Raw genomic sequence first — 15,938 nt, forward strand, 5'->3', positions numbered from 1 at the left:
CAGGCGGGCTGACGAGACGCGGGACGGCGGGTGGTGGTGCGGCCCTTGGGCGCGCTCTTGGACGCCGCGGCCTTGGACGTCCCGCGCGAGGACGACGACTTCGACGACGAGGCACGCCCTGACGACGTGCCGGTCCGGGCGCGCGGGGGCGCGCCGGTGGCGCGTGTCGCCGTCGGGCGTCCGCCTGACGAACCGCCCGATCGGGCCGAGCTACGGGGTGAGGGCGTACGTGCTGCCATGGTGCGCTCCACGCTAGCCCCCGGGTCCGTCATCGCCGGTCAGGCGCGCCGCGCACGGGCGAGCGGGGGCTCATGCCTCCACGACCACCGGCACGATCATCGGCCGACGGCGCAGCTTCGTGCCCGCCCACCGGCCGACGACGCGGCGCATGACCTGCTGAAGCTGGTACGTGTCGTTCGCGCCGGACGCGATCGACTCCTCGAGTGCCTTGGAGACCTGCGGCAGGATCCCGTCGAAGACCTTGTCGTCCTCCGCGAGCCCGCGCGCGAGGATCTGCGGGCCGGCGATGACCTTGCCGGTGCCCGAGTCCACGACGGCGAAGACGGACACGAAGCCCTCCTCGCCGAGGATGCGGCGGTCCTTGAGCTCGGCCTCGGTGATCTCGCCGATGCTCGACCCGTCGACGAAGACCAGCCCGCAGGGCACGGCGCCCACGACGGACGCCAAGCCGTCGACGAGGTCCACGACCACGCCGTCCTCGGCCAGCACGACGCGCTCCGGCGGGACGCCCGTCTTGACGGCGAGCGCCCCGTTCGCGACGAGGTGGCGGACCTCGCCGTGCACAGGCATGACGTTCTTGGGCTTGACGATGTTGTAGCAGTAGAGCAGCTCGCCCGCGCCCGAGTGGCCGGACACGTGGACGCGCGCGTTGCCGCTGTGCACGACGCGCGCACCCAGGCGGGTCAGCCCGTTGATGACACGGAACACGGCGTTCTCGTTGCCGGGGATGAGCGAGCTCGCGAGGATCACGGTGTCGCCGGGGCCGACGCTGACGCGGTGGTCGTGGTTGGCGATCCGGGAGAGGGCGGCCATGGGCTCGCCCTGCGAACCGGTGCACATGAGGACGATCTCGTCGTCGCGGAGCTGGTCGACCTGCTTGAGGTCCACCAGCACCCCCTCGGGCACGCGCAGGTACCCGAGGTCGGCGGCGATGCCCATGTTCCGGACCATCGAGCGTCCGACGAGCGCGACCTTGCGGCCGTGCGCGTACGCGGCGTCGAGGACCTGCTGGACGCGGTGCACGTGCGAGGAGAACGACGCGACGACGATCCGTTTCTCGCTGGCCGCGAAGACCGAGTCGAGGACCGGGCCGATCTCGCGCTCGGGCGTGACGAAGCCGGGGACCTCGGCGTTGGTCGAGTCGACCATGAAGAGGTCGACGCCGCGCTCCCCAGCCGCGCGAACGCACGCAGGTCGGTGATGCGTCCGTCGAGCGGGAGCTGGTCCATCTTGAAGTCGCCCGTGTGCAGGACGGTCCCCGCGCCGGTGGTGACGGCGACCGCGAGCGCGTCCGGGATGGAGTGGTTCACGGCGACGAACTCGCACCGGAACGCCCCGAGCTGCTCGACCTGCCCCTCCTTGACCGCGAGGGTCAGGGGCTGGATCCGGTGCTCCTTGAGCTTCGCCTCGACGAACGCGAGCGTGAGCTGGGAGCCGACGAGCGGGATGTCGCGGCGCAGGCGCAGCAGGTAGGGCACGGCGCCGATGTGGTCCTCGTGGCCGTGAGTGAGGACGATCGCCTCGACGTCCTGGAGGCGGTCCTCGATGTACCCGAAGTCGGGCAGGATCAGGTCGACGCCGGGCTGGTTGTCCTCCGGGAAGAGGACGCCGCAGTCGATGATGAGGAGCTTGCCGTCGTACTCGAGGACGGCCATGTTCCGGCCGACCTCGCCGAGGCCGCCGAGCGCGACGATCCGCAGCGCCCCCTTCTGCAGGGGGCGGCGGCGCGAGCTCGGTGTGCAGGTGTGTCATCGGGCGACCTCCGGGGCCGGTTCGGGCTGGGCAGTGTTCTGGGGGCGCACGCCGTCGCGGGCGTGCGCGGTGCGGTCGAAGACACCGGCCTGCTCGAGCGCGGCACGCACGGCGGCGGCCTCGGCGTCGGTGGCCTGGACGTTGGGCAGACGCAGGTGGCGGTTGCCGAGGAGCCCGAGGGCCTCGACGGCGGCCTTGGCCATGACGGCCTGCGCGCCCGCGCCGTTGAGCGCGTCGACGACGGGCACGACCTGGCGGGCGAGGTCGAGCGCGGCCGCGTGGTCGCCGGCGTCGAACGCGCGGACGGCCGCGGCGTACTCGGGCGCGACGACGTGCGTGCTGACCCCGACGATGCCGGAGGCGCCGACGGACAGGAAGGGCAGCAGGAGGCCGTCGTCGCCGGAGTACCAGGCCCAGCCGGTCGCCTCGATGAGCTTGAGCGCGGACGCGACGTCGCCCGTGGCGTCCTTGGACGCCACGAAGCTCTCGTGCTCGGCGAGCCGCTCGTACGTGGCGGGGGCGATCCGCAGCCCCGCGCGGCCCGGGATGTCGTAGACCATGACCGGCAGGTCGGTCGCCTCGGCGACCTTGACCATGTGCTGGTAGAGGCCCTCCTGCGTGGGGCGAGAGTAGTAGGGCGTCACGACCAGGAGCCCGTGGGCGCCGGCGTCGGCGGCCTGCTCGGCCATCCGGACGGCGTGGTCGGTGTCGTTCGACCCGGCACCCGCGACGACGTACGCCCGGTCCCCCACGGCCTCGACGACCGCGGCCACGAGGTCGGCCTTCTCCTGCGCGTGCGTCGTCGGCGCCTCGCCGGTGGTGCCGTTGAGCACGAGCCCGTCGTTGCCCTCGTCGACGAGGTGGCGTGCGAGGCTCTGTGCGGCCTCGAGGTCGATCGCGCCGTCGGGCGTCATGGGCGTGACCATCGCGGTCAGGACGGCGCCGAACGGTCGGCGCGGCGCGGCGTGGGCGGTGCTGGGGGCCATGGGCCCAACCTACCGCGAGGAGGCCCTCCGCCCGTGCTCCGGCGCCGTCCCCGGCCTGCCGACGCCGACGGGCCGTGCCCATACTGGAAGCCCAGGTGCCAACCCCGTCGAGGAGGTGGGCGCATGCCCGTCGCCGCACCCGTCCTGCCGCCCGCCGGCTCCCCGCCTCTGCCGCCCGACGTCGCCGCGCACGTCCCGACCGGGCTGCTCGTCGGCGGGGCGTGGGGGCCGTCGTCGTCGGGGCAGACGTTCGAGGTCGCGGACCCCGCGACCGAGGAGGTCTTGTTCGACGTCGCCGACGGGACGCCCGAGGACGCGGGCCGGGCCCTGGGCGCCGCGTGGGACTCCTGGCCGGCCTGGCGCGCGGTCGCGCCGCGCGAGCGCTCGGAGCTGCTGCGCGCGGTGTACCAGCGCGTCGCCAACCGTCGCGAGGACTTCGCCGCCCTGATCACCGCCGAGTGCGGCAAGCCGCTCGCCGAGTCGCGCGCCGAGGTCGACTACGGCGCCGACTTCCTGCGCTGGTTCGCCGAGCAGGCCGTCCGGTTCGAGGGCCTGTACCGGCCGGCGCCCGCGGGCGGCGCACGGCAGCTCGTGTCGCGGCGGCCCGTCGGGCCGGCGCTGCTCGTGACGCCCTGGAACTTCCCCATCGCGATGCTCACCCGCAAGCTCGCGCCGGCCCTCGCGGCCGGGTGTCCCGTGGTGATCAAGCCCGCGCGGCTCACCCCGCTCACGACCCTCGCCCTCGCCGAGATCCTGCGTTCCGAGCTCGCCGACCGCGACCTGCCCGTCGGGGTCGTGAACGTCGTCCCGACGTCGTCGGCGTCGGCCGTGACGGGCCCGCTGCTCTCCGACCCCCGGCTGCGCAAGCTGTCGTTCACGGGGTCCACGGCCGTCGGTCGGACGCTGCTCGAGGCCGCCGCGGGGCAGGTGCTGCGCACGTCCATGGAGCTCGGCGGGAACGCGCCGTTCCTCGTGTTCTCCGACGCCGACCTCGACGCGGCCGTCGAGGGGGCGCTCGTCGCGAAGCTCCGCAACACCGGGCAGAGCTGCGTGGCTGCCAACCGGTTCCTCGTGCACGACGACGTCGCCGACGAGTTCGCGTCCCGGCTCGCCACCGCCGTCGGGGAGCGCCGGATGGGGCGCGGGACCGAGGACGGCGTCGACGTCGGGCCGCTCATCGAGGCGGCGGCCGTCGAGAAGGTCGGCGGGCTCGTCCAGGACGCCGTCGACGACGGCGCGCACGTCCTCGTGGGCGGCGAGGCACCCGCGGGGCGCGGGTTCTTCTACGCCCCGACCGTGCTCGGCGACGTCCCCGCCGACGCGGCGATGCTGGGCGAGGAGATCTTCGGGCCCGTCGCGCCGGTGACGCGGTTCGGCTCCGACGCCGAGGCGCTCGCGCTCGCCAACGGCACCGAATACGGGCTCGTCGCCTACGCGTACACGCGCGACGTCGGGCGGGCGCTGCGGCTCACCGACGAGCTCGAAGCCGGGATGATCGGCATCAACCGCGGGCTGGTGTCCGACGCGAGCGCACCCTTCGGGGGCTCAAGCAGTCCGGGCTCGGGCGCGAGGGCGGCGAGGCCGGGATCGAGGAGTACCAGGAGACGGTCTACGCGGCCGTCCAGGTCTGAGCGCGTCCCCGCCTCGCCGTGTGGCCATGCGTTGGGCTGTTTTCAGGCCCACGAAACAGCCGAACGGATGCCCACACGGACGAGCGGGCCGTCGTCGGTAGGCTCGACCCGTGCCCTCCGCCCGCCCGACGACGACGCCCGACGAGCGGGCCGTCGTCCGGCAGGCGCTCTCGGTGTCCGTCGCGACGGGGCTGTACGGGATCTCGCTGGGGGCGCTCGCCGTGGTGGCCGGCCTCTCCGTGTGGCAGGCCGTCGTGCTCAGCCTGTTCATGTTCTCGGGCGGGTCGCAGTTCGCGCTCGTCGGGATCGTCGGCACGGGAGGCTCCGCTGCGTCGGCGATCGCGACGGCCGGCCTGTTGGGCGTCCGGAACGGGTTCTACGGCGTCCAGCTCTCGCCGCTGCTCGCGGTGAGGTCGTGGCGGCGCGTCCTCGCCGCGCACCTGACCATCGACGAGTCCACCGCCGTCGCGACCGCCCAGCCCACCGTGCGCCTCGCACGCGTCGGTTTCTGGCTCACCGGTGCCGGGGTGTTCGTGCTCTGGAACGCGTTCGTGCTCGCCGGGGCGCTCGCCGGCAACGCGCTCGGCGACCCGAAGCGCTACGGGCTCGACGCCGCCGCCTCCGCCGCGTTCCTCGCTCTGCTCTGGCCCCGCCTGCGCACGGCGCTCGCGCGGTACGTCGCGACGGGCGCCGTCGTCGTCGCGGTGGTCCTCACGCCCGCGGTGCCCAGCGGGGTGCCCGTGCTGGTCGCGGCCGTGCTGGCCGTCGTCGTCGGGTGGTGGACGGCGCGCGAGCACGCCCATCCCGACGCCGAGGACGGTGAGGCGCGATGAGCCCGACGACGATCTGGGTCACCGTCCTCGCCGCGAGCGCCGGGTGCCTGGCGCTCAAGCTCGCAGGGCACGTCGTGCCCGGGACGTGGGCGGCGCACCCGCGGGTCGCACGCACGGCCGCGCTCGTGACCGTCGCACTCCTCGCCGCACTCGTCGCGGTCCAGACCGTCGCATCCGGGCGCGAGCTCGTGATCGACGCGCGACTGCCCGCGCTCGCCGTCGCCGCCGTGGCGCTCGTGCTGCGCGCGCCGTTCATCGTCGTCGTCGTGCTGGCCGCCCTGACCGCCGCGCTGCTGCGCGCCGCGGGCATGCCCTGATCGCGAGGTAGGCCTCCCGGGGCCTACGTCGGGGAGGTCGGTGTGGTGGTGTGGAGCCTGACCGCGCGGCGCAGGGACTCGCGCGCGCGGCGGCGGTCCCCCGACGCGTCGTACGCGAAGCCCAGGTTGAACCAGGCCCGCCAGTCGTCGGGCGCGGCCTCGGCCTCGGCCTGCCGCAGCACGAACTGCGCGTCCGCCGCGGCGCGGTCGATCCGGCCGCCGGGCGAGCGGGGCAGGTCGTCGACGGGGAGCCCGCCCTGGGCGTGCAGCTCGTTCGCGAGGCGCTGCACCTGCACCGCGAACCACCACTCCCGCCCGATGTACCACAGGGCGAGGAACGGGACGACGATCAGGCACACCCCGATCGCGATCCCCACGGCCTCGCCCGAGCCGAGCAGCGCGACCACGGCGCGCCCGATCGCGAACGCGTAGATCACGAGCACCGCGGTCGCGAGCAGCGCCCCGAGCAGTCCCTTGCGCACGTCGGCCCCTCAGTCCACGTCGAGGACGTGCTCGAGCCCGACCGTCAGCCCCGGCCGCCGGGTGACCTCGCGCACGGCCAGCACGACACCCGGCATGAACGAGACGCGGTCGAACGAGTCCTGGCGGATGACGAGCTGCTCCCCCACGTTGCCGAGCAGGATCTCCTCGTGGGCGACCAGCCCGCGCAGGCGCACCGCGTGCACACGCACCCCGTCGACGTCGGCGCCACGGGCCTCGAAGCCCGACTCGGTCGCGTCGGGGCTCGGCGCGACGCCCGCCGCCGCGCGGGCGGCGGCGACGGCGCGGGCCGTCTGGGTGGCGGTGCCGCTCGGGGCGTCAAGCTTGTCGGGATGGTGGAGCTCGATCACCTCGACGGACTCGAAGTAACGTGCCGCCTTCGCGGCGAACGTCATCGCGAGGACCGCGGAGAGCCCGAAGTTCGGCGCGACGATCACCCCGAGGTCGAGCCCTTCGGCGGCACGGCGCGCCAGGTGCTCGCGCACGCGCTCCTGGCGTTCGGCGGTCCACCCCGTCGTCCCGACGACGACGTGCACACCCGCGTCGATCGCGGCATGGACGTTGTCCTCGGTCACGCCGGGGCGCGTGAAGTCGACGGCGACGTCAGCGCCCGAGTCGGCCAGCGCCTGCGCCACGTCGTCGCCGCGCGTCACGCGGGCGACGAGCTCGAGGCCGGGAGCGGCGTCGACGGCCTCGCACGTGGTGCGGCCCATGCGGCCCTCGGCACCGAGCACCGCCACACGCAGCGGCGCGGACGGGGTGGTCCCCTGGTCGGTCACGCGGTCACCTTCCGGTCGGTGTCGACGGGCATCTCGACAGACACGGTCGGGGCCCGTCTTGTGAAGTTCAGTCGCCGAACGGTCCCACGCGCACCACGGATCGCGGGCGGGACGCGAGGTCCGCGGCGAGCTCGCGGACGTCGTCGGCAGTCACGGCACGGATCCGCTCGAGCGACTCCTCGAGCGTCATGAGCTCGCCGTACACGAGCTCGGCCTTGCCGAGCCGGCTCATGCGCGAGCCCGAGTCCTCGAGCCCGAGGACCAGGCCGCCCGAGAGCTGCCCGACGCTGCGCTGCAGCTCGGCGTCGGTGATGCCGCCGTCGGCGAACCGGTCGAGCTCCTCGCCCAGGATCTTCGTAACCTGGTCGACCTTCGCGGGCGCGCAGCCCGCGTACAGGCCGAACGTCCCGAGGCCGCCGTGCGCGGAGGCGAACGAATAGGTGGAGTACGCCAGGCCCCGCTTCTCGCGGATCTCCTGGAACAGGCGCGAGCTCATCCCGCCGCCGAGGACGGCGTTGAGCACGGACAGCGTGAAGCGGCGGTCGTCGGTCGCGGAGATACCCGTCGACCCGATGACGACGTTGGCCTGCTCGACGGCGCGGCGCACCGTGAGCTCGTGGGGCTCGGTCCCGACCCCGACGACGGCGCTCGCGTCCCGGCGGGCGCGGGGGCGAGGGCGGGGTCGAGGTCCCAGCCGCCCGCGACCAGCGCGTCGGCGACCTGCGAGACGAGGGCGTCGTGGTCGACGCCGCCCGCCGCCGAGACGACGAGGGTCTCGGGCCGGTAGTGCCAGCGGTAGTGCTCCCAGACGGCGTCGCGCGGGACGGCACGGATCGTCTCGGGGGTGCCGCCGATGGGGCGGCCGAGCGGGTGACCGGCGAGGACCGTCTCGGAGAAGCGCTCGTGCACGACGTCCGACGGGTCGTCGTCGTTCATCGCGAGCTCTTCGAGGATGACCTCGCGCTCGGTCTCGAGCTCGTCCGCGTCGATCGCGGCGGAGGTCACCATGTCGGCGATCACGTCGACCGCCATGGGCAGGTCGGTGTCGAGCACACGCGCGTAGTAGCAGGTGTGCTCCTTGCCGGTGGCCGCGTTGGCCTCGCCGCCGACGGCGTCGAACGCCTCGGCGATGTCGAGCGCCGTCCGGCGCACGGTGCCCTTGAACAGCAGGTGCTCGAGGAAATGCGTGGAGCCGAAGTGCCCGTCCGTCTCGTCGCGGGAACCGACCCCGACCCACGCCCCGAGGGACGCGGACCGCTGGCCGGGCAGGTGCTCGGAGATGACGCGCACGCCGCCGGGCAGGACGGTGCGACGGATGGTCGCGCCGTCCTGCCCGGCGATCAGCTCGCCGTCCGTGCCAGGGGCGCCGGACGGGACGAGCGGGAGTGCGTGCGGCACGTCAGTCGTTCGTGCTCTCGGACTCGGGCCCAGAGGCGTCGTCCGACGTCGCGTCGCCCTCGGACTTCTCGTCCTCGGTCACCGCGTGGAGCGAGAGCTTGCCGCGCGGGTCGATCTCGGCGATCTCGACCTGGACCTTCTGGCCCACCGAGAGCACGTCCTCGACGGCCTCGACGCGCTTGCCGCCCACGAGCTTGCGGATCTGCGAGATGTGCAGCAGGCCGTCCTTGCCCGGGGAGAGCGAGATGAACGCGCCGAACGACGTGGTCTTGACGACCGTGCCGACGAAGCGCTCGCCGATCTCCGGGACGTGCGGGTTCGCGATCGCGTTGATCGCGGCCCGGGCGGCCTCGGCCGACGGCCCGTCGGTCGCGCCGATGTAGACGGTGCCGTCGTCCTCGATCGAGATGTCGGCGCCCGTCTCCTCCTGGATCTGGTTGATCATCTTGCCCTTCGGGCCGATGACCTCGCCGATCTTGTCGGTCGGGACCTTCACCGTGATGACGCGGGGCGCGTTCGGGGACATCTCGTCCGGGACGTCGATCGCCTCGGCGAGGACCTCGAGGATCGTGAGGCGGGCCTCACGGGCCTGGGTCAGCGCGTCCGCGAGCACCGAGGCCGGGATGCCGTCGAGCTTCGTGTCGAGCTGGATCGCCGTGACGAACTCGCTCGTGCCGGCGACCTTGAAGTCCATGTCGCCGAACGCGTCCTCGGCGCCCAGGATGTCGGTCATCGCGGCGTAGCGGGTCTTGCCCTCGACGGTGTCGGAGACGAGGCCCATCGCGATGCCCGCGACGGGCGCGCGCAGCGGGACACCGGCGTTGAGCATCGACAGGGTCGACGCGCACACGGAGCCCATCGACGTCGAGCCGTTGGAGCCCAGCGCCTCGGAGACCTGCCGGATCGCGTAGGGGAACTCCTCGCGCGACGGCAGCACCGGCACGAGGGCCCGCTCCGCGAGCGCGCCGTGGCCGATCTCGCGACGCTTGGGCGAGCCCACGCGACCCGTCTCGCCGGTCGAGTACGGCGGGAAGTTGTAGTTGTGCATGTAGCGCTTGCGCGTGACCGGCCCGAGCGAGTCGATCTGCTGCTCCATGCGCAGCATGTTCAGCGTGGTCACGCCCAGGATCTGGGTCTCGCCGCGCTCGAACAGCGCCGAGCCGTGCACGCGGGGGACGACCTCGACCTCGGCGGACAGCGTGCGGATGTCCCGCAGACCACGCCCGTCGATGCGGAAGCCGTCGGTGAGGATGCGCTGGCGGACCAGTGCCTTCTGCACCGAGCGGTACGCGGCGGAGATCTCCTTCTCGCGGCCGGCGAAGGCCTCGGCGAGCTCGCCCTGGACCTCGGCCTTGATCTCGTCGAGACGGTTCTCGCGGTCCTGCTTGTCCGCGATCGACAGGGCCTCGCCCAGGCGTGCGGCGGCAGCGGCCTCGACCGCGGCGTAGGCGTCGGGCTGGTAGTCCGGGAAGAGCGGGAACTCGGCGGTCGGCTTGGCGGCCTTCGACGCGAGCTCGGCCTGGGCCTCCGCGAGGACGCGGATGAACGGCTTCGCGGCCTCGATGCCCTCGGCGACGACCTGCTCGGTCGGCGCCGTTGCGCCCTGCTCCTTGATGAGCTTCCACGACTCGTCGGTGGCCTCGGCCTCGATCATCGCGATCGCGACGTCGGACTCGCCGTCCTCGTTCGTGACGATGCGGCCCGCGATGACCATGTCGAACACGCCGCGCGCGCTCTCCGAGTAGCGCGGGAAGGCGACCCACTGGCCGTCGATCAGGCTGATGCGGACCGCGCCGACCGGGCCGGAGAACGGCAGGCCGGAGATCTGCGTCGAGATCGAGGCGGCGTTGATCGCGACGACGTCGTACGGGTCGTCCGGGTGGACGGCAAGGACGGTCTCGACGACCTGGACCTCGTTGCGCAGGCCCTTGACGAACAGCGGGCGCAGCGGGCGGTCGATCAGGCGGCACGTGAGGATCGCCTCGGTGGACGGGCGGCCCTCGCGACGGAAGAACGAGCCGGGGATCTTGCCGGCCGCGTACTGCCGCTCCTCGACGTCGACCGTCAGCGGGAAGAAGTCGAACTGGTCCTTGGGGTGCTTGCCGGCCGTCGTGGTCGACAGGATCATCGTCTCGCCGTCGAGGTACGCGGCCACGGAGCCCGCGGCCTGGCGGGCGAGGCGCCCGGTCTCGAAGCGGACGGTGCGGGTGCCGAAGCGGCCGTTGTCGATGACGGCCTCGGCGAACTGGATCTCGGGACCCTCCACGGGTGCCCTCCTCATCTTCGAAGGCCACCCCTGGCCGGACGGACGGGCGCGCGTCGCGCGCCCTCCTCCCGGCCGGTGCCAGGCGGTCTTCGATCGAGGTCCACGGAGCCGGTGGCCCGTCCGAGGACGGGGCGGGTCCGGGGCCCACTACCGAGGACCGAACGTGGCGTCGGGGCGGCGGGATGGACGTGGCCCGCAGGTCGCGGGCCTGATACCGGACCGGCCCGGTCCGCGAGGGACCGGGCCGGGCCGGGGTGGATCAGCGGCGCAGACCGAGACGCTCGATCAGGCTGCGGTAGCGGTTGATGTCGACCTTCTGCAGGTAGCCGAGCAGGCGGCGGCGCTGGCCGACGAGCAGGAGCAGGCCACGACGGCTGTGGTGGTCGTGCTTGTGCTCCTTGAGGTGCTCGGTGAGGTCCTTGATGCGCTGCGTGAGGAGCGCGACCTGAACCTCCGGCGAACCGGTGTCGCCCTCGGACGTCCCGTACTCGGAAATGATGCGCTGCTTGGTGGCGGTGTCGAGGGGCACAGTTCTCCTTGGATGTTCGTTGCGCGGTGCACCAGGGCATGTCCACCTGGGCGCTCTTTGTCCGCGGCCGGTCGAAACGGCACCCCAAGCCTACCAGCAGGTACGGTCCGTGCCCGAACCCGGTCGACGACCGCGCGCGAGCCTACGGCGTGTCGAGGGACACCTCGCGGGGTGCGGCGTCAGGCTCGAGCGGGGTGAAGCTCAGGACCCGCCCGCCCGGGTTCACGCGCGGATCCGTCGCCCAGCGGGCCGCGAGCGCCGACGCGGCCGGGCCGACCGGGTCGGGGTCCCCGTCGGCCCGGGCGGTGAGGACCGCGAGCTCGTCGGTGAGCGCGAGCTGCGCGTCGTCCGGCTCCTCGCCGGGCGGCACCATGGCGCCCCAGCCGTCCCACAGGAGGGTCTCGCAGCGGTGCCGGTGCGCGACGTCCGCGAGCACGTACCGCTGCACGAACGACGGTCCCTCGAGGCCGACGGCGCCCGGCGCGACCCCGTAGGTCGCGAGGTCGGTGCGGCCCGCGCGGTAGGCGAGCCACGCCTCGGCGGCCGTCTCGAACGGCGCGCCCTCGCCGGTCGGGAGGTCGTGCACGTCGAACGGGAAGTCGTCCTGCCCGAGCTCGGGGTCGAACCGCACCCAACGCTCGCCGTCCCACCGTTCCGCCACGACGTGGTCGTGGGAGTAGCCCGCCTCGAAGTAGCCCGCGAACCCGAGGCGCGTGCGGGCGGGGACGCCGTGCTGGCGCAGGATCGCGACGGACAGCAGCGCGTGGTCGCGGCAGCACCCGCCGACGACGCAGGCGTCGGGCCGTGTCGCGTCGAGCGGCCCGGGCTGCCGCTCGGTCGCGCGGTCGAGGATCGTCGCGACCCACCGGGAGTCGACATCGCGCAGCTGGGCGTCCGTGAGCCGGTGGGCCTCGCCGCGGTAGTGCAGGATCGTGCGGGTCACGGCCCGGTGGAGCGACTCCGGGTCCGTGGCGACGGCGTCGAGCAGGCCGGCGTGGTCGCCCGGGTCGCTGAACGGGCTCTGGGTGGCGTAGTCGTCGAGGCTCGGCGGCGCGACGTCGGCGCCCGCCGGGGTGTCGAGGCTCTCCAGGGTGTCGAGGATGTCCATGCGCCCTACGCTCACCCCTGCCCCTGGGGCAGGGTCAAGCGCCCGCGACGGGGATCTCGACGCGTGCCACCTCGGCGACGTCGTCGGACCAGGGCACGGGGTACACCTCGCGCGGCGGGCCGACGGGACCGCCCCAGGACCGGGCGGCCTCGAAGGCGGCGTCGTAGTAGGCGACGATCGGCGGGTAGCGGCAGTCCGCCGAGGGCACCGGGACGCTCGCGACGGGCCGTGCCGGCTCGAGCCGGAGCACGATCGCCCCGGCCGGCCGCGCCGCGCCGTCGTAGGGGACGCAGGTCTCGATCCGGCCGCGGACCCCGGGGCGCACGAGCTCGTGGAACACGACCCAGAACTCGGCGCCGAACGCGGCACCCTGGCGCGCGAGCTCCTCGCGGATCGTCAGCACGGCCGACGTGAACGCCGGGACGAGCGCGGCCTGCTCGACGACGTCGGTCACGCACGCGACGGTCCGCGCCTCGCGCTCCGCCCTCCCGACGGCGGCGCGGAGCCGCGACGCGTCCGGGAGGTCGCCCGGGGCGGCGGTACCCGCGGCGAGCGGGTCGGCCGCCGCGGCGAGCGGGTCCACGACGCCGCGCTGGTCCTCCAGCGTCCGACGGCGCTCGCCCCACCACGTGAGCAGCGCGGGCCGGAGCGCGTCCGGCGGGCCGTCGAGGAGCTCGCCGATCCGCGCGAGCGGCAGGTCGAGGCGGCGCAGCAGCCCGATCGCGCGGGCCCGCACGACCTGCGCCGGCGCGTACGCCCGGTAGCCCGTGACCGGGTCCACGCGCGCCGGGACGAGCAGCCCGTTCGCGTCGTACAGCCGCAGCGCCTTAGGCGACAGCCCCGACGCGCGGACCATCTCCCCCGTGCTCAGCCCGTCGGCCACGCCGGTCCGCTCAGCCGGCGGCGGGCGACGCGGGCTGCGCGACGCCGAGCGCCATGCGCGCGCGCGCGACGTCGTCGTGCATGGTCGCGACGAGGCGCTCGATCGCGTCGGGGCCGTCGAAGCGCAGCGTCGGGCGCAGGCGCTCGACGAGCTCGAGCACGACCTCCTCGCCGTACAGGTCGAGGTCCGTGCGGTCGAGGACGTACGCCTCGACGCGGCGCTCGGCGCCGTCGAACGTCGGGTTGGTGCCGATCGAGACGGCGGCCGGGAGCACGGCGTCGGCCTCGCGGCCCGGACGCCGCAGCCAGCCCGCGTACACGCCGTCGGCGGGGACCATGCCCTGGACGGGGGTGCCGTCGGGGGCGGGGCCGAGGTTCGCCGTCGGGAAGCCGAGCTCGCGCCCGCGCGCGTCCCCGTGCACGACGACGCCGCGCAGCCGGTGCGGCCGGCCCAGGACCGCGGCCGCGGCCGCGACGTCGCCCGTGGCGAGCAGCTCGCGCACGTAGGTCGAGGACCAGCGCGCGTGCCCGTCGTGCGGGGTCTGCCCGACGTCGCCGACGACCTCCACGACGAACCCGTACCGCTCCCCCAGCTCGATCATGGTGTCGAGCGTGCCGGCGTTGCCGCGGCCGAAGCGCACGTCCCGCCCGACGACGACCCGCCGCGCGCGCAGACCCTCGACGAGGTAGCGACGGACGAACTCGTCGGCCGTCTGCTGCGCGAACTCGAGCGTGTAGGGCAGCAGGAGCACGGCGTCGAGACCTGTCTCGGCGAGCAGGTCCAGCCGGTCGGCGACCCCCGTGAGGAGCTCGGGCGCCTCGTCCGGCCGGTGCACGGCGACGGGGTGCGGGTCGAACGTCACCGCGACGGCACGGGCGTTCTCCTCGCGCGCTCGTTCCGCGATCGCCCGGCAGACCGCGACGTGGCCGCGGTGGACCCCGTCGAAGTTACCGATGGTGACGACGGTGGGGCCGAAGTCGGAGGGCACCTCGGCGAGGTCGGTCCAGCGCAGCACGGGGACCAGCCTGCCACCTCGTCGGGGTACGCGCGGAATCGGCGCCCGTCGCGGGGCGCTCACGGGGCGGGGCTCACCCCGCCGCCGCGAAGACGACGGCGGGGCGAGCGAGGAGCCCGCCCTTGCCCTGGACGTCCTCGACGAGCGCGACGAGCGTCCCGTCGGGGCCGATCGCGGCGTGCACCCCGGGCTCGCCGGCCGGCGGGAGCGCGCGGCCGTGACCGAGCGCCGCGGCGTCGGTGTCGTCGAGCTCGCGGACCGGGAACGTCGCGCGCGCGGCGTCGGCGAGCGGGAGGGTCGCGAGGACGCCGTCCGCGTCGGCCTGGGCCTCGAGCTGCTCGAGCGTGCTTGCGCCCGCGAGGTCGTACCCGCCCACGCGCGTGCGTCGCAGGGCGACGAGGTGCGCGCCCACGCCGAGCGCGGCGCCGAGGTCGCGGCCGAGCGCACGCACGTACGTGCCCGACGAGCAGACGACGCGCGCGTCGACGTCGACCGTGGGAACGGTGCCGCCGTCCGCCGCGACGTCGGGGCCGGGCCGGACGTCCGCGATCTCGAACGCCGAGATCGTGACCGGGCGGGCGGCCAGCTCGACCTGCTCCCCCGCGCGGACACGGGCGTACGCGCGCTCGCCGTCGACCTTGATCGCGGACACCGCGCTCGGCACCTGCAGCACGTCCCCGGTGAGGGCCGCGGCCGCGGCGCGCACGGCCTCGGCCGTGACGTCCCCCGCGCCCGTGGTCGCCGTGACGTCGCCCTCGGCGTCCTCCGTGGTGGTCGCGACGCCGAGCCGGATCGTCGTGACGTACTCCTTCTCGGCCCCGACGACGTACGTCAGCAGCCGCGTCGCCCGGCCCACGCCGACGACGAGCACGCCCGTCGCCATCGGGTCGAGCGTGCCCGCGTGGCCGACCTTCTTCGTCCCCGCGAGGCGGCGCATGCGCCCGACGACGTCGTGGCTCGTCCAGCCCTGCGGCTTGTCGACGACGACCAGTCCGTCGGGCGCGGTGGGGCGGCGCTGCGGGCGGACGCGACCGTCCGCGCCGGTGGCCGGGCTCACGCGGCGTCCGTGATCAGCTCGGCGGCGGCGTCCGCGCCGACGGCGCACACGAGCAGGTGCCCGACGCCGTGCTCGTCCGCGTGCTCGGGGGCCTCGGCCGCGAGCAGCACGTTGATGAGCATCCCCGAGGCCACGAAGTTGCGCGCGGCCTCGTCGTCCTCGCCGGTCAGCTCCTTGAAGATCTCGAAGGCGCGGACCAGGGTGCGGCGCGCCTGCAGCCCGAACGTCGGGTCGGCGCCCGCGACGAAGCCGTGCATCAGCACGCGGAGCTTGTCCCGGTCCCCGAGCAGGCGCACGTACACGTCGCCGAGGTCGCGGGCGGCGTCCGGGCCGGGCGCGACCTGCTCGAAGCTCGCGACGATCGCGTCGCAGATCCGCGCGAGCGCCGCGGCGAACAGGTCGTGCTTGGAGCCGAAGAGCCGGACGACGTACGGCTGCGACACCCCGCCGCGCGCGCCACCTCGTCGGTCGTCGTGCCGGCGTAGCCGTGCTCGGCGAACGCCGTCGTCGCGGCGGCCAGGATCTGCTCGCGGCGCTCGTCCGCGGTCATCCGGGTACTCATGCTTGACATGTTATCAGTCGATTACTAACGTGCGACGAGTCGAAGTAATCAGTCGATGCCTTCCCGTGTTCGGCTCGCGCA

12 protein-coding genes and 4 pseudogenes are annotated in these 15,938 nt (G+C 74.2%); 3 read left to right on the top strand and 13 right to left on the bottom strand.

Features of this window, described 5'->3' with window-relative positions:
* Window positions 1-309: 309 nt before the first annotated feature.
* A pseudogene (locus tag QQK45_RS20180) lies at window positions 310-1,992 on the bottom strand (ribonuclease J).
* Window positions 1,989-2,978 (bottom strand): 4-hydroxy-tetrahydrodipicolinate synthase, encoded by a 990-nt coding sequence (gene dapA / locus QQK45_RS20185; protein WP_284294726.1) that lies wholly within the window; start codon window positions 2,976-2,978, stop codon window positions 1,989-1,991. The pseudogene QQK45_RS20180 and the gene dapA overlap by 4 nt, the downstream one beginning before the upstream one ends.
* A 123-nt stretch (window positions 2,979-3,101) precedes the next feature.
* Between dapA and QQK45_RS20190 the strand changes: the two are divergent.
* The 3 genes and pseudogenes from QQK45_RS20190 (at window position 3,102) to QQK45_RS20200 (ending at window position 5,759) form a co-directional block, all read left to right on the top strand.
* A pseudogene (locus QQK45_RS20190) lies at window positions 3,102-4,609 on the top strand (NAD-dependent succinate-semialdehyde dehydrogenase).
* A gap of 110 nt (window positions 4,610-4,719) precedes the next feature.
* Window positions 4,720-5,442, top strand: a complete 723-nt coding sequence (locus QQK45_RS20195) for an AzlC family ABC transporter permease (protein ID WP_284294727.1) — start codon at window positions 4,720-4,722, stop codon at window positions 5,440-5,442.
* On the top strand, window positions 5,439-5,759 hold the full coding sequence (locus tag QQK45_RS20200) for an AzlD domain-containing protein (protein WP_284294728.1): 321 nt from the start codon (window positions 5,439-5,441) through the stop codon (window positions 5,757-5,759). The genes QQK45_RS20195 and QQK45_RS20200 overlap by 4 nt, the downstream gene beginning before the upstream one ends.
* A gap of 23 nt (window positions 5,760-5,782) precedes the next feature.
* Here QQK45_RS20200 and QQK45_RS20205 read toward each other — a convergent pair whose 3' ends face one another.
* From QQK45_RS20205 to QQK45_RS20255, 11 genes and pseudogenes are all read right to left on the bottom strand, one after another.
* Window positions 5,783-6,241, bottom strand: a complete 459-nt coding sequence (locus QQK45_RS20205) for a hypothetical protein (protein ID WP_284294729.1) — start codon at window positions 6,239-6,241, stop codon at window positions 5,783-5,785.
* Between the two features lie 9 nt (window positions 6,242-6,250).
* The gene (gene dapB, locus QQK45_RS20210; protein ID WP_284294730.1) at window positions 6,251-7,039 is read right to left on the bottom strand and encodes a 4-hydroxy-tetrahydrodipicolinate reductase; all 789 of its coding nucleotides are present in this window, start codon (window positions 7,037-7,039) and stop codon (window positions 6,251-6,253) included.
* A gap of 67 nt (window positions 7,040-7,106) precedes the next feature.
* Window positions 7,107-8,437: pseudogene (locus tag QQK45_RS20215) on the bottom strand (M16 family metallopeptidase).
* 1 nt (window position 8,438) lies between these two features.
* Window positions 8,439-10,703 (bottom strand): polyribonucleotide nucleotidyltransferase, encoded by a 2,265-nt coding sequence (locus QQK45_RS20220; RefSeq protein ID WP_284294731.1) that lies wholly within the window; start codon window positions 10,701-10,703, stop codon window positions 8,439-8,441.
* A gap of 259 nt (window positions 10,704-10,962) precedes the next feature.
* Window positions 10,963-11,232: a 30S ribosomal protein S15 gene (gene rpsO / locus QQK45_RS20225; RefSeq protein ID WP_284294732.1), complete on the bottom strand. Its 270-nt coding sequence runs from the start codon at window positions 11,230-11,232 to the stop codon at window positions 10,963-10,965.
* Window positions 11,233-11,374: 142 nt separating this feature from the next.
* Entirely contained in the window at window positions 11,375-12,340 is a 966-nt protein-coding gene (locus QQK45_RS20230; protein ID WP_284294733.1) for a transglutaminase-like domain-containing protein, read from the bottom strand.
* 34 nt (window positions 12,341-12,374) lie between these two features.
* Window positions 12,375-13,223, bottom strand: coding sequence for a MerR family transcriptional regulator (locus QQK45_RS20235; RefSeq protein ID WP_284294734.1), 849 nt, complete (start codon window positions 13,221-13,223; stop codon window positions 12,375-12,377).
* Between the two features lie 10 nt (window positions 13,224-13,233).
* Window positions 13,234-14,238, bottom strand: a complete 1,005-nt coding sequence (locus QQK45_RS20240; protein WP_284294735.1) for a bifunctional riboflavin kinase/FAD synthetase — start codon at window positions 14,236-14,238, stop codon at window positions 13,234-13,236.
* Between the two features lie 73 nt (window positions 14,239-14,311).
* Window positions 14,312-15,295: a tRNA pseudouridine(55) synthase TruB gene (gene truB, locus QQK45_RS20245; RefSeq protein WP_284294736.1), complete on the bottom strand. Its 984-nt coding sequence runs from the start codon at window positions 15,293-15,295 to the stop codon at window positions 14,312-14,314.
* Window positions 15,292-15,738, bottom strand: coding sequence for a TetR/AcrR family transcriptional regulator (locus tag QQK45_RS20250; protein WP_284295154.1), 447 nt, complete (start codon window positions 15,736-15,738; stop codon window positions 15,292-15,294). Before QQK45_RS20250 ends, truB begins: the two co-directional genes overlap by 4 nt.
* Before the next feature lie 35 nt (window positions 15,739-15,773).
* Window positions 15,774-15,866 (bottom strand): annotated as a pseudogene (locus QQK45_RS20255) (TetR/AcrR family transcriptional regulator); the annotation flags it as partial.
* Between the last annotated feature and the right edge of the window lie 72 nt (window positions 15,867-15,938).

Origin of the sequence: Luteimicrobium album, from assembly GCF_030161555.1 — a bacterium.
Lineage (GTDB): Bacteria > Actinomycetota > Actinomycetes > Actinomycetales > Cellulomonadaceae > Luteimicrobium > Luteimicrobium album.

Excerpts from the sequence above, each read along its gene's own strand:
- dapA (WP_284294726.1), bottom strand. The coding sequence starts at position 2,978 with ATGGCCCCCAGCACCGCCCACGCCGCGCCGCGCCGACCGTTCGGCGCC.
- QQK45_RS20200 (WP_284294728.1), top strand. The coding sequence starts at position 5,439 with ATGAGCCCGACGACGATCTGGGTCACCGTCCTCGCCGCGAGCGCCGGG.
- QQK45_RS20230 (WP_284294733.1), bottom strand. The coding sequence starts at position 12,340 with ATGGACATCCTCGACACCCTGGAGAGCCTCGACACCCCGGCGGGCGCC.